The following is a 24,641-nucleotide window of genomic DNA, read 5'->3' as shown; positions in this document are numbered from 1 at the left end:
GATTGGCCATGCAAACGCTCAATGCCATCGTCTTCGGCTGGTATCCCTATCTCTGCCTGACAGTCTTTCTGGTCGGCAGTCTGATTCGGTTCGACCGCGAGCAATACACGTGGCGCTCAGGCTCGAGTCAGCTGCTTCGGCGGCGCCAATTGATCTGGGGCTCGAACCTTTTCCATGTTGGGATCCTCTTCATTTTTGCGGGTCATTTCGTCGGGCTGCTGACGCCGATCTGGGTGTTTGACATGCTCGGCGTGTCCCACGGCTTCAAGCAGATGCTCGCGATCGTCGCCGGTGGCGGTGCCGGACTGATGTGTCTGGTCGGCATTTCACTCCTCGCGCATCGCAGGCTTTTCGATCCCAGGATTCGCGCGACGTCGTCTTTTGCTGACACGGGTATCCTTCTGGTGCTGTTCGTCCAGTTGCTGCTTGGCTTGGCGACCATCCCCGTGTCGCTCGGTCATCTCGATGGTCATGAAATGGTCAAGTTCATGGCCTGGGCGCAGGGCATTCTCACGTTGCAGCCCGGAATCGCCGCCAACATTGTCGACGTCCATCCGATCTTCAAGGCGCATCTGGTCCTGGGAATGACTATCTTCCTGCTCTTCCCCTTCACCCGCCTTGTCCACATCTGGAGTGCGCCGGTGTGGTATCTCGGCCGCCGCGGCTATCAGGTGGTGCGCAGCCGCGACGGGCGCCGTCATCTTGTGCAACCAATTCAGCCCGCGGAGTAGCCGATGGACTGTTCATTGGGCGCGGCGCTTCCAAAGCCGAAGCCGGTCAGTGTGAACGGGGTCGTGATCGAACGCGACGTCATTGCCCGGGAAGTTCAGAACCATCCGTCGGACAAGCCGATCCTCGCCTGGCAGGCGGCGGCGCGCGCGCTTGCGGTGCGCGAATTGCTGAGACAGGAGGTCATGCGGCTCGGCATAACGGCCGCTCCCCTGCGCGATGCCGAAGGTCGCAGCGAAACCGAGGAAGAGGCGGCGATGCGGGCGCTGATCGCACGTGAGGTTCTGATACACGAGCCGGACGAATCGACGTGCCGTCGCTTCTACGATCAGAACAGGCAGCGGTTCCTGGTCGGAGAACTCTACGAAGCGTCTCACATCCTGCTGATCGCGCCGAGCAGCGATTCGCTGGCTCGGTCGGCTGCGCGAGACGAGGGGCGGACGATCGTGGAGGCCGTGCAGAGAAGCCCGGAACTGTTCGAGACCATCGCGCGCGATCGCTCCGATTGCAGGGTCTCGGCGGAGAATGGTGGCAGGCTCGGGCAGCTGTCGCGTGGGCAGACGACCGCAGAGTTCGACGCCGCGCTGGCCCGGATGTCGGTTGGAGAGGTCGGTCTGATTGAGACACGCTTTGGTATCCATGTCGTGCGCCTCGACCGACGGGCCCTCGGACAAGTCCTGCCGTTCGACATGGCAAGGTCGCGCATTTCGCAATATCTCACCGAGCGTGTGCGGCATCAGGCGCTCGCGCAATATGTAGCCAATCTGGCAGACCGCGCGGAGATCGTTGGCGTGACGTTGCCGGCGCCGCAATCGGTACTGCCGCAGTAGGGGGGCGATCATGCTGCTCGGGGATCTCATTCACGATCTCAGTGACGACGCGAAGTCGAGTGCGGTGTTGCAGGGGTGCGGCGACCTCACGCTCCTGGTGCGCATCAGCTCTGTCGCGGATCGCCTCGGCGAGGATGTCGGTGAGTATGCGTCGGCTGCTGTCCGGCGTTTTGCAAATCTCGCAGAGAACGAGGATTGGCTCGGGTTGATGAGCGCTATCGACCGCGCCGCCGACCCCGCGATCGTCTGTCTGACGTCCATGATCAAGTGGTCGCTGCAGAGGGATGAAATCGAGCTCTCCTAGAACGGATCCACCGCAGGCTATCCGTGCTGGAGGGGCGGGTCAAAAATGTCGAAGCGTCAAATTGATGTTGGGATTCGCATGCACGATGAGATGGTAGAGAAAGTCGGCGTTGCGGCCGCGCCGCTGGTGGCGCTCGTATACGACGACGGGAAATATCCCTACGAGACGTTCAATCACCTCGTGGATCACTCGCGTCGAGCGCGATTGAAGGTCGCCGGCGCACTGCAGCGAAGGCTGTTCCTCGACGAAAATCGCAGGTGCGACGTCCTGCTCGAGGAGATCGACACGGCAAATCAGACCCCGATCTTCGAGGATCGTGGATCGGGAGCGAGAGGTTGCCGGCTGGATGAATCGGCGCTGGCAGAGGTGACAGTTCGAGTCCTCGCCAGCCTGGATGCGCGTCCAAACATCCTGGTGCTGAACAAATTTGGTAAGGCAGAGTGCGGGGGAGGCGGAACGCTTGATCTGATTGCCCGGGCGTTGGACCTTGCGATACCGACGATTGTCGGCGTGCCGCGCAGCAATATCGATGCCTGGAGAGGTTTCGCCGGAGATATGGGGGTTGAGTTCGAAGCCCGCGGAGACGTGGAGCGGTGGCTGGAAAGTGTTCGGCAGGATCGAACCATAGACTCAGCCAGCCAGCTGCGCTGATTGCGATTGCGAGCAATCGAGAGGTCGGGGACACAGAACCGCCAAGCCAGACCGTCGAAGATGTCTGCCGGCTGACATGGATGTTCCTCGACGCGACAGGAAACCCGCCGGTCGAGCTGGAGTGGTCATCACGACGCTGATGACGCGGAATGTTGCGCTCCGACAAAGAATGGCCGGTCGGGCCAGTTTAGCATCTTTCCGATCGGGATTGTATGGCGCAAGCTCATTGTTCGCGCCCCCTTGGCTGCGTTCCTCCGGGCGCCACGGCAACTGCCGAATGGCGCATCGTCGTGGCGAGTGCTGCGTCCGCGATCAAGAACTGGAGCCGCTCATGATTGGGGCGAAAATCTCGCGCTGGACGATGAGCTATTTCGCGGCAGCGCTGGGGTGGCTGCTCGTTGCCTTGGCAATGCTGGTCGGCGGACTCGGTTACCCCGCCGCAGAGCTCGGCGCTCCCGATACGCTTGTCGTTGTGCATGCGGTCTGTATCGGTTGGCTCAGTCTCTCGGTATGCGGCGCCTTGTTCCAGTTCGTTCCCGTTCTCGTCGCAAGGCCGCTCCCCTTCGACAAATGGGCCTTGCCGGCCTTGTTCCTCATCAACGTCGGTCTGGTCTGCTTGATATTGGGCTTCCTCTCACTGGCCGGACGAATTGCTCCAGCCGTTTGGCTTCTGCCGGCCGGCAGCGTGGTGCTCGGCGCGGGTCTGGCGATGGTCGCGCTCGATCTGGGCCTGACCCTCTTCAGCCAGCCGAAGGGATCTGCTCTCTTTGTCATCGCCGGACTTGGCGCGCTATGCGCAACTGTCGCACTCGGCGCCGTGTTCGCGTTTGCTCTCGCCGGATCGGCGGGCGCCTTCGGCGACGCGCTCCTGGCCGCGGCGATTCCGATCCATGCGATTGCCGGGCTGGGAGGCTGGCTGACCCTGACCGCCATGGGGGTGAGCTATCGCCTGCTGGCCATGTTCATGCTCTCGGCGGACCTCGGCGAGCGACAGAGCACATCCGCGCTGAAATTTGGTGCGCTCGCGCTATCGGTCGCTGTCGTGGGCGGATTGTTCGCGATCGGCCTCGAGGCCGGGCTCGGAGCCGTGCTCATCGTCGCCGCCGTTCTTGGGGTGATCTCGCTTGCGCTCTATGGACGGGACATCGCGACGATCTATCGCTCGCGCAAACGGCGCCAGCTCGAGTTGAACATGCGGATGGCAACCGTGTCTTTCGCCAACCTGGCGGCGACGGTGACGCTCGGGACCGTCATCATCGTCAGCGGAAAGGTCGGCGTTCATGTCGGCGCGTTCGCGTTCTTGGCCGTGTTCGGCTGGCTGTCTGGTCTCATATTCGCGAAGCTCTACAAGATTGTCGCCTTTCTGACCTGGCTCGAAACCTACGGTCCCGTGATGGGGCGCGCCCAGACGCCACGGGTTCAGGACCTGGCGGTGGAACGTCGGTCCGAGAAGTGGTTCATCATCTATTTTCTAGGCGTCTGGGCGGCGACCATCATGTTGATGATGGGCGAGGGCCAGGCGTTTCGCGGCGCCGCGGCGGTCATGGCCGTGGGCAGTATTGGAATCATACACGAGCTTGTGCGAGTCCGACGTCTTTCCGACGTTGCGGGCTCCCGTAGGCTTCCGGCTGGAGCCATCGCGCCAAGCCTGTTGTTCGCCAGAAACTAGGAGGAGAGCCATGACCGCGTACATTGACGTCGACGTCCGACCGATTCTCAGGGCCGGAGGCGAACCGTTCTCCATCATCATGGACGCGGTCGACCGGCTGGCGCCAGGCCAGGGTGTGCGGCTGATCGCGAGCTTCAGGCCGGTTCCGCTGCTCTCCGTCATGGCAAGAAAGGGCTTCGCCCACACCGATCGACCGCTCGACGATGGCGATTGGGAAGTGCTGTTTTCGCCGCTGGCTGCCGAGGACGCCGGTCAGGAAGACGCTGGTGCCGGCCTCGCCTTCGAGCAATGGCCAGATCCCGTAGTCACGCTCGACAACCGAGAGCTCGACCCACCCGAGCCGATGGTGCGCATCCTCGCGGCTGCGGAGGAGCTGGGCCCTGGAGAGACCTTGTCGGCACTTCTGGGCCGCGAGCCGGTCTTCCTGTTCCCTGAACTTGAGAAGCGCGGCTTTCGCTGGCTCGGCGGGTTTACGCCGGATGGATCGACCTACGAACTGTCGGTGAGGGCTCCGCTATGAGCCGCGATGTCATCGACCGCATCCGCGACGCAATGCGCGTGGTCATCGATCCGGAACTGGGGGAAAACGTGGTCGATCTCGGCTTCATCTATGAGATCACGGCGACGGATGGCGTCGTGCATGTCACGATGACGGCCACAACGCCCGGGTGCCCCGCAACAGGTTTTCTCAAGGAAGGGGTCGCAAGCAGCATTGCGGAGATTGCGGGCGTCGAAGCCGTGGACGTGACGATGACATTCGATCCGCCGTGGACCCCATCCAGAATTGATCCGGCCGTTCGTGCTGCGCTGGGTTTCGACAACGTCAATTGACTGAACGAAAGCGAAAAGCTGGCAGCGGCTCGGCCGGAGAGGCGGCGTCGTTACGCCCGCTCGTCGAAGAACACGTCAACCGCCGTGGACGCCTTCGGCCCATCGCCCGAGTGCGTCTGTCGTGTTCTGTCTTCAAATCCTATCGCCTGTCTTGCTTCCCTATCTCAACAAGGTTGCCTGCTTCGGTCGTCCGGTCCGGAAGCCACTCACGCGCGTTGGCGTGGAGCCCGGGGACGCCGAGCAGGTTGATCGCGCGACAGGCGATCTGCTCGATGACGTCATCGAGCGACTGGGGCTTCAGGTAGAACGCCGGCATTGGCGGCGCGATGATCGCGCCGATCTCGGTGGCCTGCGTCATCGCTCGGAGATGACCGAGATGCAGCGGGCTCTCCCGCACCAACAGTATCAGCCGGCGGCGCTCCTTGAGTTGAACGTCGGCGGCGCGGACCAGCAGGTTGTCGAGCTGGCCCCAGGCGATCGCCGAGAGGGTGCGGATCGAGCAGGGCGCCACGATCATGCCGGCTGCAGAAAACGAGCCGCTGGCGATGCTCGCACCGATGTCGGCGACATCATGAGCATGCGCCGCCAGATCACGCAGCCGCGCGAGGCCGCCCTGGCCGACCTCCTCGTGCAAGGTGCGCACGGCAGCGCCGGACACCACGAGATGGACCGCGCATTGCGGCTGCTCCGCGAGCCGTTCGACGATGCGCGCACCGATCGCGGCGCCCGAGGCGCCGCTGATGCCGACGATGACGTGATGCCGCCCATTCATGTCGAGGCCGTTCGGTCGGCCATGGCGTCGCCGAGGCCGAGGCTCGGCCACATCGCGTCGATGCGCGCGGCTACAGCAGGGTCCATCGCCAGCACCTCGCCCCAGGCGCGTTCGGTCTCGACCCCGAGCTTGGTTGTGGCGTCGATGCCGAGCTTCCCGCCGAGGCCGGATTTTGGCGAGGCGAAGTCGAGATAGTCGATCGGCGTGTCGGCAAGCGGCACGAGGTCGCGCGAGGAGTCGCTGCGCGTCGCGACGGCCCACATTACCGCGCGCCAGTCGCGGACGTCGATGTCTTGGTCGACCACGATGAGGAGCTTGGTGTAGCTGAACTGCGGCAGCATCGACCAAAGGCCGAGCATGATGCGCCTTGCTTGGCCCGGATAGCGCTTCTTGATCGCCACCACGGCGATCCTGTAGGAACAGGCCTCCGGCGGCAGATAGCAGTCGACGACCTCCGGGAATTGTCGTCGGATCAAGGGGACGAACAGCGTGTTCAGCGCCTCGCCAATTCGAGACGGCTCGTCCGGCGCGCGTCCCGTGAACGTCGACAGATAGAGCGGACTTCGACGCGTGGTGATCGCGGTGACCTGAAGCACCGGAAAGCTCTCGACGGCGTTGTAGTAGCCGGTGTGATCGCCATAGGGCCCCTCCGGCGCGGTCTCCGTGGCCGACACGATGCCCTCGATCACGATCTCGGCGGCCGCCGGCACCGTCAGGGGCACGGTGAGGCATTCGACCAGCTCGGGACGGTCGCCGCGCAGGACGCCGGCGAAGCGCAGCTCGGAGATGGTCTCGGGCAATGGCAACACGGCGCTGAGGATGGTGGCGGGATCGGCCCCGATCACGACCGCAATCGGCATGTCGCGCCCCTGCGCCTGCCACTGCTGGTGGTGGCGGGCGCCGCCGCGATGGGCGAGCCAGCGCATGATGGCGCGATCGCGGCCGAGCACCTGCATGCGGTAGACGCCGACATTTTCCTGCTCGCCGGCGGACGCGTCCGGCGGCACGGTGATGACGAGCGGCCACGTCAACAGCGGCGCCGGCTCGCCCGGCCAGCAGATCTGGGCCGGCAAGGTGGTCAGGTCGATGTCATCGCCCATCGTGACACGTTCATGCACCGGCGCGGCTGATCGCAGCCTCGGCCGGGTCGACAGTGCTGCGCGTGCCAGCGGCAGCTTCTGCAGCGCTTCCCTGATGTCGCGCGGCGGCTGCGGGGCGCGCAACTCCGCCATCATCTCGCCGAGCTCCGCCAATCGTTCCGGCTGCACGCCCATGCCCCAGGCCACCCGCTCCACGGTGCCGAAAAGATTGGTGACGAGCGGCATTGCCGAGAGCGATCCGCATGCCTTGATCGGCCGTTCGAACAGCAGCACGGGCCCTTCGGCGGAGATGACGCGGCGATGGATCTCGGTGATCTCGTGGACGACCGAGACGTTGTCGCGAATGCGTCGCAGCTGTCCCCGCTCGTCGAGAAAGCGCAGGAAATCCGACAGCTCGCGGAAGCGAGGGACATCACGTCGCAACGATAGGCTCCGTTCAAAAAACGCCTCGTAGCTGGAACAATCAGTGTGATCTTTGTTCCGGGTCAAATACTTCCGCCGCCGATCCGGCCAGAGCTTGTGCCATGAGCTCTCTTCAGGACGCGTCTTCGACCTCACTGCCCCTGTTGCCGCCACTGCTCAGGCAGGTGCTGCGTCCGTTGCCGTTGCTGCCCCTGCAGATCGCGCTCGGCGCTTTCCTGCGTGGGCTCTTGCGCCGGCATCCGCATCTGCTCGACCGGCTCGGGTCGCATCGCGGAAAGCGCTTTGGCATCAAGCCGACCGATCTGCCGTTCGCATTCGTGATTCAGGCGGGTCCACAGCAGCCGCAACTCGCGGCGGTGCGCGAGCTGCCCACCGGCCTCGATGCCTCCATCTCCGCGTCGATCGTGAGCCTGTTGGCGCTGGTCGAGGGCCGGCTCGACGGCGATGCGCTGATGTTTTCGCGTCAGCTCGTCGTCGAAGGCGATATCGAGGCGGTGCTGGCGCTCCGCAATGCGATCGACGATGCCGGTCTGGATCTGGTCGGCGAGATCGCAGCGCTTTCGGGACCGTTCGGCGTGCCCGCGCAACGCCTGCTGGCGGCCGCGCGTGACTCGCTGCTGAGATCAACGACGAACGAAAGCGGGATGCGACGATGGAGTTGATCTGTCCGGCAGGGACGCCGGCGGCGCTGAAGAGCGCGGTCGAAGCCGGTGCCGATGCCGTCTATTGCGGCTTCGCCGACGAGACCAATGCCCGCAACTTTCCTGGGCTGAATTTCAGCCGCGAGCAGATGCGCGAAGGAGTAACGTTCGCGCATCGGCGCGGCGCCAAGGTGCTGGTTGCGATCAACACCTTCCCGCGCGCCGGCGCCGTCGAGCTGTGGCGTCGCGCGGTCGACGATGCCGTCGAGGCCGGGGCCGACGCGCTGATCCTTGCCGATGTCGGGCTGATGCACTATGCCGCGCGGCGCCATCCCGAACAGCGACTGCATGTCTCGGTGCAGGCGGCGGCGGCGAATGTCGACGCGATCGCGTTCTATGTCGAGAATTTCGGCGCCCGCCGCGTGGTGCTGCCGCGCGTGCTGAGCGTACCCGAGATCGCCGAGATCACCCGTGAGACGGCATGCGAGACCGAAGTGTTCGTGTTTGGCGGACTATGCGTTATGGCCGAGGGGCGCTGCTCGCTGTCCTCCTACGCCACCGGCAAGTCGCCGAACATGCAGGGGGTATGCTCGCCGGCCAGTCATGTCGTCTATCAGGAGACGATACTGGGCACGACCTCGCGGCTTGGTGCTTTCACAATCAACCGATTCGGACGCAACGAACCTGCCGGCTATCCAACGCTGTGCAAGGGGCGTTTCTCGACCGCACAGGGCTCTGGCTACATCTTTGAGGATCCGGTCAGCCTCGATGCCACGACCCTGCTCGCAGGCTTGCGCGAAGCCGGCGTCACCGCGCTCAAGATCGAGGGCCGCCAGCGCGGCCGCGCCTATGTCGACGGGGTCGTGCGGCATTTCCGCAGCGTGCTGGCAGCGCTCGATGCCGGCCGGTCCGCCGACGCGTCCGACCTCACGCCGTTCACTGAAGGGCAGGCCACCACGCAGGGCGCCTACCGCAAGACCTGGCGCTAGGACCACATGACAATGGCGGAACAAGGCGCAGGCCGAATGCAGCTCACTCTGGGGCCCGTGCTCTACAATTGGCAGCCCGAGCGCTGGCGTGATTTTTACTTTCGCATGGCCGACGAGGCCCCGCTCGACCGCGTCGTGGTCGGCGAGGTCGTCTGCTCGAAGCGCGCGCCGTTCTTCGAACCCCATTTGCCTGAAGTCATCGAGCGGCTTATGGCTGCCGGCAAGCAGGTGCTGCTGGGTTCGCTGGTCCTGGTGTCGTTGCGACGCGAGCGCCGGCAGACGGCAAGCCTCGCCGAGTATGGCCACGGTCTGGTGGAGGTCAACGACCTCACCTGCCTCAAATCGATCGCCGGTCGGCCGCATGCCATCGGGCCATTCGTCAACATCTACAACGAGGCCAGCGCCGCGTTTCATGCCGCCCAGGGCGCTTCCCGGATCTGCCTCCCGCCGGAGCTGCCGCTGTCCTCGGTTGCCGCGATCGCCGGCGCCGTGCCGCAGGTGGCGATCGAAGTGTTCGCCTTCGGCCGTGTGCCGCTCGCGATCTCCGCGCGCTGCTATCACGCCCGCCTGCACAAGCTCGCCAAGGACAATTGCCGCTTCGTGTGCGAGCAGGATCCGGACGGCCTCGTCGTGACGACGCTGGACAATGAAGCGTTCCTCACCATGAATGGCGTGCAGACGTTGTCGCATGGTTGCTGCAATCTGCTCGGCGATCTCGATCGTCTGACGCAGAGCGGCGTGAGATCGCTGCGGCTGTCACCTCAGGCCTGCGACATGGTCGCGGTGTCCGAGCAATTTCAGGCGGTCCTGGCGGGCCGCGTGGAAGCTGGGGCCGCCAGGGACCGCTTGCGCGAGATCTATCCGGACGTTCCATTCGCCAACGGCTTCTTGCACGGCGCCCCCGGTGCCTCCTACGTCTCGGGGTAGGTACTGCCGTGTCCTTCTGTCGAGGTGAACTCGGATATGCTCAGTGTGCATGTCGACCCATCTCAAATTGACTGACCACGGATGGACGACGTTGAGAGACGGCGCGCAGCCGTTCTTGCCGGCGTGCTGCAGATTGCTGACCGCGCCAAGGCGGAAGCCCAGGAAGCCGGGGAAATCGTGGTCTGTCCCCGATTTCCCCTCCCAAGCCGGCTGGCGTCCGACGCGCCGACCGCAGAGCCCAGCTGACGGCCGACGCCTCATCCCGATTTGTCGCTGAACGCGGCGGGAAGCGTAGCGAGGAACGCCATGACGCGCTGCGTGCGCAGCGGCGGCCGGCGGTTCGAGGTGCGCAGCATCCATAGGGGCTCCGCCGGCGCGCGCCACGGCTCAAGCACTTCGACGAGCCGACCTGTGCGCAAGTCGTCGTGGACGAGCCATGCCGGGCCCCAGCCAATGCCGAACCCATTCGCGATCAAAGCGACCGAAGCGTGCGCGTCGTCACAAATGTGCTTGGGCTTGGGCGCGACGCGAACGAGTTTTTTGCCGCGCGGGTCGGTGAAGCGCCAGGTCAGGATCTGCCCGCTCGCGGGATTGCGGAAGCCGACGTGGTCATGTTCGGAAAGCTCGTATGGAGTCGCCGGCGCACCGCGCGCGTTCAGATAGGCGGGCGAGGCGCAAGCGATCCAGGAGAACGTGCAAAGCCGCCGCGCCAGATGACCGGGCGCGCGATCGAGGGGTCCTGAGCGGATGGCGATGTCGACGCCTTCCGCCGCGAGATCAAGAATCTCGTTGCGGAATTTGATCTCGATCTCGATTTCGGGCCGCTCCCGCAGGAACGCAGGCAGTCGCGGCAGGATGCAGGCACGCGCGAACGAGGCGGGGGCGGTCACTCGCACCCGTCCGCCATCGTTACGCGCGGCTTCGCTGAGCGCGGATTGGACGCGATCGAGACTGTCGGCCAGCGCGCGTCCCGCTGCCATCAGCCGCTCGCCCTCTTCGGTCAGCGCCAGCGAGTGGGTCGTGCGATGCAAAAGCCGTATTCCGCGAGCCTGTTCGAGGCGGGCGACCGCCTTGGACATCGCCGAGGTGGTCGTCCCCGCCCGCCGCGCGGCTTCGGCGAAGGAGCCCGCCTCGACGACGCGGACGAAGGCGAGGAGGCGCGAGAGGTCGGGAGGCAAGGCCGTTGTGGACATCCAGTCCACATAGTCATGGCGGCGTGGTCGCTACAAGAGACCGTTCCGATGGGCCAAATGGGGAGCGTCAGCGCGCATGCTGCGCCGCTAGAAACCGCGAGAAGTCCCATGCACCCCATCGAAATCACGCTGCAAGCCCTCGACGTCGCCGAGCGCGCGATTCCCCCCGGCCAGCCGGTCTACATGCTCAATCTGTTGCGCTACCGCGCGTATGCGCGTTACGAGGACGGCTTCGACGCCGCGCCCTGTTCGGGCCGCGAAGCCTTTAACGAACGCTATAGACCGGCCTTCCGGCGTCTCGCAGCCGGTAAGCCGCTGGTGCGGATGTTTTCCGGGCCGGTTCTGGCGAGCCTGGTCGGCCCGCAAGGCGAACGCTGGGACGAAGCGGCGATCAATGAATACGGCGATTTCGCCGCCTTCCGCTCGATCGTCGACACCGAGACCTACCAGCGCGAAGTCGCTCCGCATCGGCACGCGGCGCTCGAGGATTTCCGGTTGTTCGCGCTCGCCAAGGCGATGTGAACGCCTTGAGGCGGCGGCCTCATGCATTTGCCTTAACCAAGCGTGACGCTCCGACGAGCCCGGGAAACCGTTCCACCGATCGCAAGAATTGGTGTCGCGGGCCCCGGGATTTGGACTTGTCCATCGGCATTTGGGCTACCCGCCGATAAGAAAACAGGGCTTCCGAAATAGTGGGTCTAGCGATGTCGCGGACCCCTGCTATCAATGTTCCCCGCGTTCCCTTTTTGCTGGGCTCGACATGTCTGTCCGCTGATCGGCGGGTTGAGATGGTGAGACCGTGTCCGTTTCCACGGGTCCGGGTTGCTTCTGATGGCTGTCGCGCGTCGCCCTGGAATGGCGGCGAGGCGCCGACAAAAAAACGGCGGCCGGGGGGCCGCCGTTGGAGTCGAGACCACGCGACGCTGATCGTGGTGCTCAGGAGGTTCGGAGCTGGACGCGCTGGATCTTGCCGACGATCAGCAAGTAGGCACACGCCGCGACCAGGGCGTTGAGGCCGACGAACACCAGCGCGCCGTTGAAGGAGCCGGTGGCCGACAGGATGTAGCCGATCACGATCGGCGTCGTGATGCTGGAGAGGTTGCCGAAGGTGTTGAACAGGCCGCCGGAGACGCCGCCGGCTTCCTTCGGCGAGGTGTCGGAGACGACCGCCCAGCCGAGCGCGCCGATGCCCTTGCCGAAGAACGCCAGCGCCATCAGGCCGACCACCAGCGCCTGGCCGTCGACATAGTTGCAGCCGATGATCGCCATCGACAGCAGCATGCCGCCGACAATCGGGATCTTGCGGGCGAGTGTCAGCGATCCCGTCTTGCGCAGGATGGCGTCGGAGATGAAACCGCCGAGCACGCCGCCGATGAAGCCGCACAGCGCCGGCAGGGTGGCGACGAAGCCGGCCTGCAGGATCGAGAGGCCGCGCTCCTTGACGAGATAGACCGGGAACCAGGTCAGGAAGAAATAGGTCAGCGTGTTGATGCAGTACTGGCCGATATAGACGCCGAGCATCATGCGGTTCGACAGCAACTGCCCGATATGCGACCAGGTCGGACCACCGGAGCTGGCCTTGGCGTCTTTCGCGCCTTCCATGTCGACCAGCGCGCCGCCGTCCTTGATGTAGTCGAGCTCGGCCTGGTTGACGCTCGCGTGCTCCTTCGGTCCGTACATGGTCCTGATCCACATTAGGCCCATGAGAATGCCGAGCGCGCCCATCACGGTGAAGACGTGGCGCCAGCCGAATTCATGCGCGATCCAGCCCATCAGCGGTGCGAAGATCACTGTCGCGAAATACTGGCCCGAGTTGAAGAACGCCGACGCCGTGCCGCGCTCGTTGCTCGGAAACCAGGCGGCGACGATGCGGGCATTGGCCGGGAAGCTCGGCGCTTCGGCGAGACCGACCAGGAAGCGCAGCGCGAACAGCGCGGTGACCGCGGCGGCGCCGGAGAAGAAGCCGATCCAGCCCTGCATCATGGTGAAGATCGACCAGATCACGATGCTGCAGGCATAGACCCAGCGCGAACCGAAGCGGTCGAGCAGCCAGCCGCCCGGCACCTGCGCGAGCACATAGGACCAGCCGAAGGCGGAGAACACATAGCCCATCGCGACGGGATCGAGATGCAGCTCCTTGGACAGCGAAGGTCCTGCGATCGACAAGGTCGCCCGGTCGGCGTAGTTCACGGTCGTGACCAGGAACAGCATGGTCACGATGAATAGCCGCACGCGCGATCGGCGCAATTCGGCCGTGGTTACGATTGCGCTCATGCGCTCCACCTCTCTTGTCACGTTCCTCGATGACTGTCCTAGAGGAGAGGGAGGGCCGGGGTCCAAACCGAAGCCTGTATCGATCGATCCAAATTTTGGATCAATCCCGGGGTCTCCATGCCGGACAAAGGCGCTCTTTCCTGAGCAGCCGCGGCGTGCGACGCATGAGCCGATCAGGCTTGCACGTCGAGGTTTTGCAGATTTCGTCGCGCATTCCGACGGCCGTCGCGGCAATCGCCAGCATGCGGATCTCTCCTCACGTCCACCGCGCTTCGCGCCAGATCGCCCGGATCCCGGCGAACCCGCTGCCGGCAAGATGCGAGGCGCAGCGTTCCGTTCCGCCGGTTGGAAGCTGCGGGCACGGACCAACGGACGTGCGAACCATCTGTGCTTGTATCGGCTGCGACTGCGTGCACAATCGTCGGTGCAAGCGAACAGGAGCCACTGCGCGTGAAGGCCGTCTACACCGAGCTGCATCGCAGCCATGATCCGCAATTCTATCTGGTGCGCGGCGTCGTCAAGCGCACCACCGAGCAGCCCGAGCGGGCGGATCGTCTGCTTGCGGGATTGAAGGCCGGCCATCACGAGGTGGTCGCGCCGCTTCATTTCGGCCAGGAAGCTCGCGCGCGCGTGCACAGTCCGGAATACCTCAGTTTCCTGGAAGAGGCTTGGGACGCTTGGGCCGCGCTCGGCGATGCCGGTGCGGAGATGATCCCGAACATCCATCCCGTTCGCAATGCCGCCACCTATCCGACGCACATCGTCGGGCGGCTGGGCTGGCACACGACCGATACCTCGGCGCCGATCGGGCCGGGGACGTGGGAAGGCGCCTGCGCCGCGACCGACGTGGCTGCGACCGCGGCGCAACTGCTGCTCGATGGCGAGGATGCGGTGTACGCGCTGTGCCGGCCGCCGGGCCACCATGCCTATCGAGACATGGCCTCGGGCTTCTGCTTCTTGAACAACTCCGCCATCGCGGCCGCGCATCTGCGTCAGCGCTACGAGCGCGTCGCCATCCTCGACGTCGACGTCCATCACGGCAACGGCACGCAGGGCATCTTCTACGAGCGGCCCGACGTGCTCACCATCTCGATCCACGCCGACCCCACGCATTACTACCCGTTCGTCTGGGGCTATGCGTATGAGCGCGGCGCAGGCGCGGGGCTTGGCGCCAACCTCAACATTCCGCTGCCGCTGAAGAGCGGCGACGACACCTATCTCAAGGCGTTCGAGACCGCGGCCAAGACGATTCATGCGTTCGCGCCCGGCGCGCTCGTGGTGGCGCTCGGTCTCGATGCCTCCGAGCACGATCCGCTCAAGGGGCTCTCCGTGACGACGCCGGGTTTCCGTCGCATCGGCGGCGCGATCGCGCGGCTCGGCCTTCCCACGGTGTTCGTGCAGGAGGGCGGCTATCTCTCGGACATTCTTGGGCAGAACCTGACCGCAGTGCTCGGAGGTTTCGAGGCCGCGCGGTAGGCCATCATCTCTTCCTCGCGATCTCTTCTTGGTGTGTACCCCAGAACGCCATCGCAAATCATTCGCATGGCGGCATCTGACGTGTGGAGGCGAGCCGCGACGCGACCACTCGAGGCTCGACGGTGCAGGCGACCGTCGAAACATCCGGCTCCAATTGCTGCACCATTTAGCAAGTGCTAGGCTTTGTGAACTACCCTCGGCTGTAGGCGGCTCGGAGGGACGTGATGAAGCGGCGAATGATCGGCCTGGAGACCCTGGTCACGGGATCCGAAGAGGCGTTGGCTCCGCCGAAGTCCAAGCCGACCGGGCCGGAGCTCAGCTCTGCAGCCTCGGCCGGCCGGCCATCCCGCCGAAGGCTGCTGGCCTCAGCCGGCCTTGGCTTCGGCGCTGCGGCATTGTCGTTCTCCGCCGGCCCGGCTGTCGCGCAGCCACGTGACGGCGCAAGCCTCGGCCAGCCGGTGCGCATCAGCAAGGATCGGCTCGATGCGCTCGCAGCGAAGCTCCACGCCGTCTTCAATGAGCACAATATCTTGCCGCCATTCTCGGCCGACAAGCACGGGGCGCGGGTCGACGTCGAACTGCGTCGGCTGACGACCTACACGCGCATTCCCGGCACCGGTGAGCGCGTCAAGGTCAGCGGCTTGCTCGCGCTGCCCGCCGATCACAAGGGCGCACTGCCGGTCGTGTCGTGGCAGCACGGCACCATCCTGTCGTTCGACCAGGTCCCGTCCAATCTCGTCAAGCTGGCCGATCCGAACTACGAGCCGCGCGACAATGTCGATTCGATCGAGACGCTGTTCAACGTCCAGCGCCTTGTCGGCAACGGCTTTGCGTTGATCGCGGCCGACTATCTCGGCAAGGGACCGTATCGCCAGGGGCGAGGCGAGGCCTATGCGGTGAAGGACGCGACCGTGCAGTGCTGCCTGGACGTGCTGAGCGCGGGTCTGCTCGCGCTCGATCATCTCCGCCTGCGAAAGTCCGGGCTGTTCCTGAACGGCTGGTCGCAGGGTGCCTTGAACACGCAATGGCTGCGCCAGGAACTGCAGCGGCGGCGCGTCGCGGTGGCGGCGAGCGCCACGCAGAGTCCGTTCAACAATCTTGCGGATTCGATGCGCTATTGGGTGTCGGCCCAACCGGGCAGCGCGTCGACCGACAGCACCTATCCGAAGCAGCCGATCTGGATAACGCCCTGCGTCATCGTCCTCCTGGGCAGCTATCGCCAGTATTACCGGCTCGGCGACCTGTTCAAGACTGCGATCAAGCCGCAGCACCTCGCGCTGGCCGAGAAATACTGGGCCGACTACAGCATGGACGAGGCGTTCAGCAAGTCGGTGCCGCAGCCCTCGGACCTGCTGGTCGACGGCTTCTTCGAGCGCTTCACCCACGAGACCAACAGCCGCTTCCTCCGTCGTCTGGCCGGCAATAGCTCGACCTATTGGGACTATGACGCCCCGATGCGGTTCTATTACGGTCTTCTCGACGAGGCGCTGCCGCCGAGCCTCGTCAAGATGCCGCTGGCGGCCGACGGCCGCTTTGCGCAAGGCATCGCGGTCACCGGCGCCAGCCATCGCGGCACGTTCCTGGCAAGCCTGTATGGCGGCGGCGACGTCACCGGCGGCGCTTCGACCGTGCTGGACTTCTTCAAGGCCAGCTCCTGAGCTTCGGCCATGATCAGCTCGCCAGCGCCTGCGGCGTGCGCGAGGCGAGCTCCCGCTCAGCGGTACGGACGATCTCCATGGTGCGCACGATGCTCGCCGGATTGACGCTGATCGAATCGATGCCGAGTTCGGCCAGATAGCGCGCGACTTCCGGATAGTTTGCCGGCGCCTCGCCGCAGATGCCGACATGGCGATGGTTGCGGTGCGCGCCCTCCACCGCCATCCGCAGCATCGCCAGCAGGCCGGGATCGCGCTCGTCGAAATCGAACGCGACGATGTCGGAGTCGCGGTCGACGCCGAGCGTGAGCTGGGTGAGATCGTTGGAGCCGATCGAGAAGCCGTCGAAATGTTTGGCGAACTCATCGATCAGGATCACGTTGTTCGGGATCTCGCACATCATGTAGATTTCGAGCCCGTTTTCGCCTCTGACGAGGCCATGCCCGGCCATCGCCGCGATCACCTTGCGTGCCTCCTCGACCCGGCGGCAGAACGGGATCATGATCTTCAGATTGGAGAGCCCCATCGTGTCGCGCACGCGCTTCATCGCCGCGCATTCCAGCGCGAAACCGGCGGCGTAGGCGGGATGCGCATAGCGCGAGGCGCCGCGGAAGCCGAGCATGGGGTTCTCTTCCTTCGGCTCGAAATCGGAGCCGCCGATCAGGCTGGCATATTCGTTGGTCTTGAAGTCCGAGAGGCGCACGATCACCGGCCGCGGGTAGAATGCCGCGGCGATGGTGCCGACGCCTTCCGACAGCCGCTCGACGAAGAAGTCGGCGGGCTTCTTGTAGCGCGCGGTCAGGCGCTTGATCGTCGCGCGGTCCTTTGCCGCGGTCACCTTTGCGGGCGTCGCCAGCGCCATCGGGTGGATGCCGATCGCCTGGTTGATGATGAACTCCATGCGGGCGAGGCCGACGCCATCGTTCGGCAGCAGCGCGGTCTTGAAGGCCAGTTCGGGATTGCCGAGATTGACCATGATCTCGGTGCGCGGCTTCTCCAATCTGTCGATCGCCAGGCGCTCGACATCGAACGGCAGTGCGCCGTCGTAGACATGGCCGGCGTCGCCCTCCGCGCAGCAGACAGTGACCGTCGTTCCGGTCTTCGCGCGCTTGCTGAAATCCTCCGTGCCGACCACGGCCGGCACGCCGAGCTCGCGAGCGACGATCGCGGCATGGCAGGTGCGGCCGCCATGATCGGTGACGATCGCCGCCGCGGTCTTCATCACCGGCTCCCAGTCCGGACTGGTCGACGCGGCGACCAGCACCTCGCCGGGGCGGAACGCGTTCAGATCCTTGGGAGTGCGGATCAAGCGGATCTTGCCGGTGGCGATCTTTTCGCCCACGGCGCGGCCGGTTGCCAGCGTTCTGCCGGTCTTCTTCAGAACGTAGGTCTCGATCGCCTCGGGCCGCCGCTGCGAGGCCACCGTCTCCGGCCGCGCCTGGATGATGTAGAGCGCACCGTCGCGACCGTCCTTGGCCCATTCGATGTCCATCGGCGTCGGCCTGCCGGCCTTCTGCGAGTAGTGCTCCTCGACTACGATGGTGGCCTGCGCGAGCTCCAGCACGTCGGCATCGCTGATGCAGAATTTCGCCCTGTCAGCCGGCGGCGTCGCCTCGGTGCGCGTCGTCGGGCCACGGCTGCGCGCGCCGGCCTTTGCGCTGGCTTTGGCATAGACCATCCGCTTGTCCTTGGCGCCGAGCCGGCGCGACAGCACGCTGCGGAAGCCGGCCGCGAAGGTGGGCTTGTGGACGTAGAACTCGTCCGGATCGACCGTGCCCTGCACGATGGTCTCGCCGAGGCCGTAGACCCCGGTGATGAAGGCGACGTCGCGAAAGCCGCTCTCGGTGTCCAACGAGAACATCACGCCGCTCGCGGCGCGGTCCGAGCGCACCATCTTCATCACGGCCACCGACAGCGCGACCTTGTCGTGGTCGAAGCCGTTGTCGATGCGGTAGGAGATCGCGCGGTCCGTATAGAGCGAGGCGAAGCAGTGGCGGCACGCCTCGAACAGGTCCTTGGCGCCGCGAATGTTGAGAAAGCTCTCGTGCTGGCCTGCGAAGCTCGCATTCGGCAGGTCCTCGGCGGTGGCCGAGCTGCGCACGGCAACCGCGACGCCGCGGCCATACTCCTGCTCCAGCTGCTTGTAAGCCTCTGCGACCTCGTGGCGTAGATCGTCACGGTCGGTCGCCGCGAACACGATCGCGCGCGCCTTCGCCGCGCGTTTGGCGAGATCGGCGATGCGGCGCTTGTCGAGGCCGGCGAGCAGCTTGCGCAGCGCGTCGTCGGCGCCGGTCGCGCGCAAGGCGTCGCGATAGGCGGCGGCCGTCAGTGCGAAGCCGTTGGGTACGCGCACGCCTTGCGACGCCAGCGCCGAATACAGCTCTCCGAGCGAGGCCGTCTTGCCGCCGACGCCGGGCACGTCCTCGATACGAAGGTCCTTGAACCAGCGGATGTAGCCGGGTGCCGTCATCGGTGATCTCCCGCATCGCAGCGCGAACTTCAGTTTGTCGCGGCGGGCGGCGACTGCCTTGCGCAAGATCAAGCAAGGCGCTTCGCGAGCCCCTTAAATCGCGGGATGACAACGGTTCCACCATAGGCGAGGATGTTTGTTAAGACCCATCAATCGTACCCATCCGGATCACCAATGATCTCCGACGACGAGAACGAGGACGGCAATCGCGAATGGTCGCGGTTCTGGCTCACGGCGCGGCAATTCTGGCTCGGATCGACGGCATGGCGGGTCTGGCTGCTCTGCGTCGCCCTGATCGTCCTCGTGGTGCTTCAGCTCTACGTGCAGTTTCGGTTCAATTACTGGAACAGGGATTTCTTCGACGCATTGGAGGGCCGCGATCCGACGCGGCTGCGGCAGCAGGCCGTTCTGCTCATTCCGCTTTGTCTGGCGAGCGTCGTGCTGGCGATCGTCTCGGTGTGGGGCCGCATGGTGATGCAACGCAACTGGCGGCAATGGTTGAGCGCCAAGGTGATCAACTACTGGGTCGAGAACGATCGCTATGCGCGGCTCGCGACGGTGCAGGGCGATCTGAAGATTCCGGAGTATCGTATTGCCGAGGATGTCCGCATCGCCACCGATGCACCGATCGACTTCGTGGTCAGTGTGATCTCCTCGCTGCTGACGGCGGTCGTGTTCGTCCAGGTGCTGTGGCAGGTCGGCGGATCCATCGGCTTTGCCGTGGCCGGGCACCAATTGTGGATTCCAGGCTACCTGGTGGTCAGCGTCGTCATCTATTCCGGGCTGGTGACCGGGGCCATGCTGTGGGTCGGTTCGCCACTCACGCGCGTCATCCAGACCAAGAACCAGGCCGAGTCGGAGCTGATCACCGCAGCCCATCACTTGCGCGACATCGGCGAAGGCATCGCGCCCAAGCAGGAAGAACGCAGCGTCGTTGCCGGGCTGTGGATGGCGCTCGACCGCACGATCCAGCAATGGAAGCGGCTGTGCTGGCAGCTGATGCGCAACACCCTGGTGTCTCATCTGAATACGCTGCTCGCGCCGATCATCGGCCTCGTGCTGTGCGCGCCGAAGTTCCTCGGCGATCAGATGACCCTGGGCGAACTCACCCAGGCAGCCGCTGCGTTCACGCTGGTGCAGGGGTCGTTCAATTGGATGGTGGACAATTTCAACCGCCTCGCAGAGTGGATGTCGTCGCTGGAGCGCGTCGGCGGGTTGCTGCTCTCGCTCGATCGGCTCAACGGTGATGCGGCGAGCGATGTCACGCCGTCTCAAGCCGCACGTCAGCCTGCAGACGGCTGACGTCGGCGGGATCGGACAGCGCGGTGCCGGTGCGCAGCAGCGCCGCGGCACCTGCGGCGACCGCAAAGCGAAACGCGTCGTCCAGCAACTCGCCCGCGGCGAGCTTCGCGACCAATGCGCCGAGAAAACTGTCACCGGCGCCGACTGCGTTGACCGGCACCATCGTCAGCGGCTGAGCGCGCAGCACGCGGTCGCGGGTGACCAGCAGGGCGCCGAGATGACCCATGGTCAGCGCGACGGTGCCGGCCTTGCCGCTCGCGACCAGCGCGTGGGCGGCTTTCTCCCACGCCGTGGCATCGGGCAGCGCGCCGCCGACCAGCTCTTGCATCTCGTGCAGCGACGGCTTCATCAGGTCGATGCCGCCGGCTACCGCCGCGGCCAAAGCTGGCCCCGAGGTGTCGAGCACGAATTGCGCGCCGCGTGACCGTGCAAGCGTCGCAACGCGCGCATAGAAGTCGGTCGGCACGCCGCGCGGCAGGCTGCCGCTGCCGACGACGAAGCGGGGAAACGGATCCTGGGCTGCGAGCAAGGCAAGGCCGGCCTGCCATTCGGCCTCGGTCAGCGTCGGACCCGGCAGGATGAAGCGATAGGGCTGGCCGCTGACGCGCTCCTGGACGAAGAAGTCCTCGCGCGTGTCCTCGGCCGTCGCCCAGGTGCGGCTGGCGACGCCTTCCTTCTCGACGAGCTGCTTCAGCAGCAGGCCGGTCGGACCGCCGACCGGATAGAGCGCGGTGACGTCGCCGCCGAGGCGGGCGATGACACGGGCGACGTTGATGCCGCCACCACCGGGATCTCGCTGTTGCGTCGTGCCGCGCAGCTTGGCCACCGGCACGATTTTCTCGACGGTCGTCGAGATGTCGACGGCCGGGTTCGGCGTGATCGTGACGATGTCGCTCATTCGATCTCAGTGGGTCGGGGAGCCGCCGCTCGCGGTGATGCCGGCCTCGAAGAACGATTTGAGACCGAGGAAGCTGATGTCGGGCTTGATAACGAGATGAACCGGGATCGGACGCAGATAGCTGTCATAGCGCCCCTTGCCCTCGAACTGCCGGCGGAAATCGGATCTGGCAAAGTAGTCGGGAAACCGCGGCGGGATGCCGCCGGCGATGTAGACGCCGCCGCGGGCGCAGAAGGTGAGCGCGAGGTTGCCGGCGACGGCACCGAGCCAGGCGCAGAACATGTCGAGAGTCGCGCGGCTGGTGGCGCAACTGCCGTCCAGCGCGGCGTGGGTGATCGCTGCGGCATCGCGCGGCGGCACCGTGACCCCGTCGACCGCGGCAATGGCCTGATAGACGTTCGAAAGGCCCATGCCCGACAGCGCACGCTCGATCGAGACATGGCCGAAGCGCTCGCGCATCTTGGCGAGCACGGCGGCCTCGCGCGCCGTCGTCGCCGGCAGCGTGGCATGGCCGGCCTCGGTCACGGCAACCGTGGGACGGCCTTCTGCCGGGAGATAGCACGCGGCGCCGAAGCCGGTGCCGGGGCCGATCACCAGCATCGGCGCGCCGTCGACCGCGGCGCTTCCGCCAAGCGGAAACAGGTCGTCGGGATGCAGCGCCGGCAGCGACCAGCCGACCGCCTCGAAATCGTTCAGGAGCTTGGCCGAGCGCAGCTTGAACCGCTCCGCCAGCTCGGCGCCGTCGATCACCCAGGTCGAGTTGGTGAGCATGCCGCGATTGCGCTCGATCGGGCCGGCGATGTCGAGCACGGCTGCGGTGGGCGGGCCGCCGGCGGCGTGTCGCAATAGGAAGTCGGTGATCGCGTCCGTGATGGTCGGGAAGTCGGCGACCTTGAGATGCGCGACCTCGCTGATGACGTGGCCGTCAAGCAGCGCGAACCGCGCATTGGTGCCGCCGATGTCACCCAGAAGAACGCGTTCGCTCATCCTCACTCTTCCGCCCGGTTGTGCCGCCCGGCGGGATCGTCGGATACCCGGTGAGCGGCAATCATGTTCGAATACCACCGCGCCGACGCCTTGGGAATGCGGCGCTGGGTGGCGCGATCGACATAGACAATGCCGAAGCGCTGCGAATAGCCCGCTCCCCATTCAAAATTATCCAGGAGCGACCAGACGAAATAGCCGCGCACGTCGGCGCCCGCCGCGATCGCCTGTTCCATCGCGGTCGTATAGGCCTTGAGATAGCCGATCCTGCCGTCGTCCTGGATGCAGCCGGATGCATCGACGGTGTCATTGGCCGCCGTTCCGTTCTCCAGCACGTAGATCGGAAGCCGGAACCGGCTGTGGATGTCCAGGAGCGTATCGCGGAACGCCTCGGGCACGACGGGCCAGCCGATTGCGCTGCGCGGCACTGCCGCGGGAGGCGCTCCGAAGCTGGCGCCCATCAGGTTGCTGCCCGCCTTGATGTAATGCGGCGAATAGTGATTGAGCCCGAACCAGTCGACGGGGCGCGCGATCTGCGCCATGTCGCCGGGTGCGATATAGGGCGCGACGGCGTCCTGGAGCTCCGGCGGGTAGCAGGCAAAGGCCTGCGGAAACGGGAAGGCATCGTTCCAATAGGCGGCGAGCCGCAAGGCGGCCGCGGCGTCCTCCGCACCGTCGCTCGCAGGGTAGCAGGGCTGCCGATTGTGGATGGCGCCGATCGAGGCGCCGGCCACGTCCCTGCGCAGCACGTCGACGGTGCGGCCATGGCTGAGATTGACGTGATGAATGGCCTTGTGCAGGGCCGCTCCGTCGGCGATCCCCGGCGCGTGCCAGCCGAGGCCGTAGCCGAACAGCGTGAACACGCAGGGCTCGTTGAAGGTGGCGAAGCGCTTGACCCGGTCGCCATAGCGCCGCGCGACCAGCGCGGCATAGTCGGCGAACCAGCCGACGATGTCGCGGTTCTGCCAGCCGCCGAGCGCCTCCAGCGCCTGCGGCAGGTCCCAGTGGTAGAGACAGAGCCACGGCTCTATCTCAGCGGCAAGCAGGGCGTCGATGAGGCGGTCGTAGAAGGCGAGGCCGGCTTCGTTGGCCGCGCCGCGGCCTTGCGGTAGCAGCCGCGGCCAGGCGATCGAGAACCGATAGGCATTGAGGCCGAGATCGCGCATCAGCGCCACGTCCTCCGCGTAGCGATGATAGTGATCGCAGGCGGTCTCGGCGGTGTCGTTGTGGCTCACCCGGCCGGGGGCGCGCAGATAGACATCCCAGATGCTGTCGGCGCGGCCGTCGAGGTGCGCCGCGCCCTCGATCTGGAAGGCCGAGGTCGAGGCGCCCCAGAGAAAGCTCGGACGGATGGTCATGATCGAGATGGGCCCTTGCGTTGTTGCGATCAGCCGCATGATGACGGTCGCCGGCGCTCCGCCGTTGACCGGGATCAAGCCGGCGATACCCCGGCGGGTGCGGTGTGCGAAGGTGCCTCCGCCCGGCAATGGCAATCATGCAGGCAATGGGCTTGCATCGGAGCCGAAAGCTGTGGAACGTGCGGCCGCCGAAAACTGGAGTCCCGGCGCGAATGAGCGTTTTTCTGCTGCGGCGCTTCCTGACCTTGCTGGCGACCCTCGTCGGCGCGTCGCTGATCATATTCCTGGTGCTCGACGCGCTGCCGGGCAATGCCGCCCAGATGCTGATGGGCGCGGATGCCTCGCCGGATGCGGTCAGGGCGCTGACCGTCAAGCTCGGGCTGGATCAGCCGCTGGCGTTGCGTTACCTGCACTGGATCGGCGGCCTGCTGAGCGGCGATCTCGGCAACAGCTACGCCTATGGCACGCCGGTGGCCGAACTGATCCGCGAGCGGCTGGCGATGACCATTCCGCTCGCGATCCTGGCGATGGGGCTCACGACCGTGCTGGCGCTCGCGGCCGGCATCTACACGGCCGCCAATCACAACCGCCTCGGCGATGTCGGCGTCATGTCGCTGACCCAGATCGGCATCGCCTTGCCGAACTTCTGGTTCGCGATCCTGCTGATCCTCCTGTTCGCGGTGAAGCTGCAATGGCTGTCGGCCGGCGGCTTTCCCGGCTGGGAGGACGGCATCTGGCCCGGTCTGCGCGCGCTGCTGTTGCCCGCTGTGGCGCTGGCAGTGGTGCAGGCCGCGATCCTGGCGCGGGTGACGCGTTCGGCCGTGCTCGACGTTCTGCGCGAGGATTTCGTCCGCACCGCGCGCGCCAAGGGCCTGACGAAGCGCGAGGTGCTGTGGCAGCACGTGCTGCGCAACGCCATGATCCCGGTGCTCACCGTGATGGGGCTGCAATTCGCCAACCTGCTCGCCGGCACCATCGTGATCGAGAACGTGTTCTATCTCCCGGGCCTGGGGCGCCTCATCTTACAGTCGATCGCCAATCGCGACCTGATCGTGGTGCGCAACTGCGTGATGCTGCTGGCGGCCATGGTGATCATCGTCAACTTCGTGGTCGATGTCCTGTATGCGGTGATCGATCCGCGCATCAAGGTGCACGAGCTGTGAGT

General features: G+C 65.5%; 23 protein-coding genes. 15 read left to right on the top strand and 8 right to left on the bottom strand.

The genetic code is table 11. From position 1 onward, the window contains the following. Nucleotides 1–8 precede the first annotated feature (8 nt). The 7 genes from narI to QW861_RS14470 all read left to right on the top strand — a co-directional run bounded on the left by narI (nt 9) and on the right by QW861_RS14470 (nt 5,014). Complete coding sequence (gene narI / locus QW861_RS14500) at nt 9–731, top strand: respiratory nitrate reductase subunit gamma (protein WP_315714236.1); 723 nt, start codon at nt 9–11, stop codon at nt 729–731. Nucleotides 732–734: 3 nt separating this feature from the next. Beyond that, nucleotides 735–1,559 (top strand): peptidylprolyl isomerase, encoded by an 825-nt coding sequence (locus tag QW861_RS14495; RefSeq protein ID WP_316193207.1) that lies wholly within the window; start codon nt 735–737, stop codon nt 1,557–1,559. 10 nt (nt 1,560–1,569) lie between these two features. Further along, a complete protein-coding gene (locus QW861_RS14490; RefSeq protein WP_315750143.1) occupies nt 1,570–1,863 on the top strand; it encodes a hypothetical protein in 294 nt (97 codons plus the stop codon). 45 nt (nt 1,864–1,908) lie between these two features. Beyond that, nucleotides 1,909–2,514: a DUF2478 domain-containing protein gene (locus tag QW861_RS14485; protein WP_316193206.1), complete on the top strand. Its 606-nt coding sequence runs from the start codon at nt 1,909–1,911 to the stop codon at nt 2,512–2,514. A gap of 277 nt (nt 2,515–2,791) precedes the next feature. Next, complete coding sequence (locus QW861_RS14480) at nt 2,792–4,183, top strand: hypothetical protein (RefSeq protein ID WP_316172563.1); 1,392 nt, start codon at nt 2,792–2,794, stop codon at nt 4,181–4,183. Nucleotides 4,184–4,193: 10 nt separating this feature from the next. Beyond that, the gene (locus QW861_RS14475; protein ID WP_316172562.1) at nt 4,194–4,703 is read left to right on the top strand and encodes a DUF2249 domain-containing protein; all 510 of its coding nucleotides are present in this window, start codon (nt 4,194–4,196) and stop codon (nt 4,701–4,703) included. After that, nucleotides 4,700–5,014, top strand: coding sequence for a metal-sulfur cluster assembly factor (locus QW861_RS14470; protein ID WP_315750147.1), 315 nt, complete (start codon nt 4,700–4,702; stop codon nt 5,012–5,014). The genes QW861_RS14475 and QW861_RS14470 overlap by 4 nt, the downstream gene beginning before the upstream one ends. A 139-nt stretch (nt 5,015–5,153) precedes the next feature. Here QW861_RS14470 and QW861_RS14465 read toward each other — a convergent pair whose 3' ends face one another. Both QW861_RS14465 and QW861_RS14460 read right to left on the bottom strand, forming a co-directional pair. Further along, nucleotides 5,154–5,786: a UbiX family flavin prenyltransferase gene (locus tag QW861_RS14465; protein WP_316172561.1), complete on the bottom strand. Its 633-nt coding sequence runs from the start codon at nt 5,784–5,786 to the stop codon at nt 5,154–5,156. Then, the gene (locus QW861_RS14460) at nt 5,783–7,309 is read right to left on the bottom strand and encodes a UbiD family decarboxylase (protein WP_316172560.1); all 1,527 of its coding nucleotides are present in this window, start codon (nt 7,307–7,309) and stop codon (nt 5,783–5,785) included. Before QW861_RS14460 ends, QW861_RS14465 begins: the two co-directional genes overlap by 4 nt. A 101-nt stretch (nt 7,310–7,410) precedes the next feature. Here QW861_RS14460 and QW861_RS14455 point away from each other — a divergent pair, with 101 nt between their 5' ends. From QW861_RS14455 to QW861_RS14445, 3 genes are read left to right on the top strand one after another with little or no spacing between them, the layout of a single operon-like run. Then, a complete protein-coding gene (locus tag QW861_RS14455; protein WP_316172559.1) occupies nt 7,411–7,971 on the top strand; it encodes an SCP2 domain-containing protein in 561 nt (186 codons plus the stop codon). After that, entirely contained in the window at nt 7,962–8,939 is a 978-nt protein-coding gene (locus QW861_RS14450) for a peptidase U32 family protein (protein ID WP_316172558.1), read from the top strand. Before QW861_RS14455 ends, QW861_RS14450 begins: the two co-directional genes overlap by 10 nt. 36 nt (nt 8,940–8,975) lie before the next feature. Continuing rightward, on the top strand, nt 8,976–9,866 hold the full coding sequence (locus QW861_RS14445; protein ID WP_316169255.1) for a U32 family peptidase: 891 nt from the start codon (nt 8,976–8,978) through the stop codon (nt 9,864–9,866). 257 nt (nt 9,867–10,123) lie between these two features. Here QW861_RS14445 and QW861_RS14440 read toward each other — a convergent pair whose 3' ends face one another. Then, complete coding sequence (locus tag QW861_RS14440; RefSeq protein WP_316172557.1) at nt 10,124–11,059, bottom strand: LysR family transcriptional regulator; 936 nt, start codon at nt 11,057–11,059, stop codon at nt 10,124–10,126. Between the two features lie 108 nt (nt 11,060–11,167). Here QW861_RS14440 and QW861_RS14435 point away from each other — a divergent pair, with 108 nt between their 5' ends. Further along, nucleotides 11,168–11,581 carry a hypothetical protein gene (locus QW861_RS14435; RefSeq protein ID WP_315827709.1) on the top strand — a complete coding sequence of 138 codons (414 nt, stop codon included), beginning with the start codon at nt 11,168–11,170 and terminating at the stop codon, nt 11,579–11,581. A 414-nt stretch (nt 11,582–11,995) separates the two neighbouring features. Here QW861_RS14435 and QW861_RS14430 read toward each other — a convergent pair whose 3' ends face one another. Next, nucleotides 11,996–13,333: an MFS transporter gene (locus QW861_RS14430; protein WP_315714254.1), complete on the bottom strand. Its 1,338-nt coding sequence runs from the start codon at nt 13,331–13,333 to the stop codon at nt 11,996–11,998. A 450-nt stretch (nt 13,334–13,783) separates the two neighbouring features. Here QW861_RS14430 and QW861_RS14425 point away from each other — a divergent pair, with 450 nt between their 5' ends. Next, on the top strand, nt 13,784–14,809 hold the full coding sequence (locus QW861_RS14425) for a histone deacetylase family protein (protein WP_316172556.1): 1,026 nt from the start codon (nt 13,784–13,786) through the stop codon (nt 14,807–14,809). 224 nt (nt 14,810–15,033) lie between these two features. Then, complete coding sequence (locus QW861_RS14420) at nt 15,034–16,467, top strand: lysophospholipase (RefSeq protein ID WP_316172555.1); 1,434 nt, start codon at nt 15,034–15,036, stop codon at nt 16,465–16,467. A gap of 13 nt (nt 16,468–16,480) precedes the next feature. On the opposite strand, the gene ppsA is transcribed toward QW861_RS14420, so the two are convergent. After that, nucleotides 16,481–18,934 carry a phosphoenolpyruvate synthase gene (gene ppsA, locus QW861_RS14415; protein ID WP_316193205.1) on the bottom strand — a complete coding sequence of 818 codons (2,454 nt, stop codon included), beginning with the start codon at nt 18,932–18,934 and terminating at the stop codon, nt 16,481–16,483. Nucleotides 18,935–19,108: 174 nt separating this feature from the next. Here ppsA and QW861_RS14410 point away from each other — a divergent pair, with 174 nt between their 5' ends. Beyond that, nucleotides 19,109–20,236, top strand: a complete 1,128-nt coding sequence (locus tag QW861_RS14410) for an SbmA/BacA-like family transporter (protein WP_315714258.1) — start codon at nt 19,109–19,111, stop codon at nt 20,234–20,236. Here QW861_RS14410 and QW861_RS14405 read toward each other — a convergent pair. Genes QW861_RS14405 through QW861_RS14395 form a run of 3 tightly spaced genes read right to left on the bottom strand, consistent with a single transcriptional unit; the run spans nt 20,196 to nt 23,476 of the window. Further along, nucleotides 20,196–21,134 carry a 1-phosphofructokinase family hexose kinase gene (locus QW861_RS14405; protein ID WP_315827712.1) on the bottom strand — a complete coding sequence of 313 codons (939 nt, stop codon included), beginning with the start codon at nt 21,132–21,134 and terminating at the stop codon, nt 20,196–20,198. The two genes, QW861_RS14410 and QW861_RS14405, sit on opposite strands and share 41 nt — an antisense overlap. A gap of 6 nt (nt 21,135–21,140) precedes the next feature. Next, entirely contained in the window at nt 21,141–22,121 is a 981-nt protein-coding gene (glk, locus tag QW861_RS14400) for a glucokinase (RefSeq protein ID WP_315827713.1), read from the bottom strand. A 2-nt stretch (nt 22,122–22,123) separates the two neighbouring features. Further along, nucleotides 22,124–23,476, bottom strand: a complete 1,353-nt coding sequence (locus tag QW861_RS14395) for a GH1 family beta-glucosidase (RefSeq protein ID WP_316172606.1) — start codon at nt 23,474–23,476, stop codon at nt 22,124–22,126. Between the two features lie 212 nt (nt 23,477–23,688). Between QW861_RS14395 and QW861_RS14390 the strand changes: the two genes are divergently transcribed. Further along, on the top strand, nt 23,689–24,639 hold the full coding sequence (locus QW861_RS14390) for an ABC transporter permease (protein ID WP_316172553.1): 951 nt from the start codon (nt 23,689–23,691) through the stop codon (nt 24,637–24,639). The last annotated feature ends 2 nt before the right edge of the window (nt 24,640–24,641 follow it).

This window comes from Bradyrhizobium sp. SZCCHNRI1029 (assembly GCF_032487555.1).
In the GTDB taxonomy this organism is placed as follows: domain Bacteria; phylum Pseudomonadota; class Alphaproteobacteria; order Rhizobiales; family Xanthobacteraceae; genus Bradyrhizobium.
This window is presented reverse-complemented; position numbering and strand designations above follow the sequence as displayed.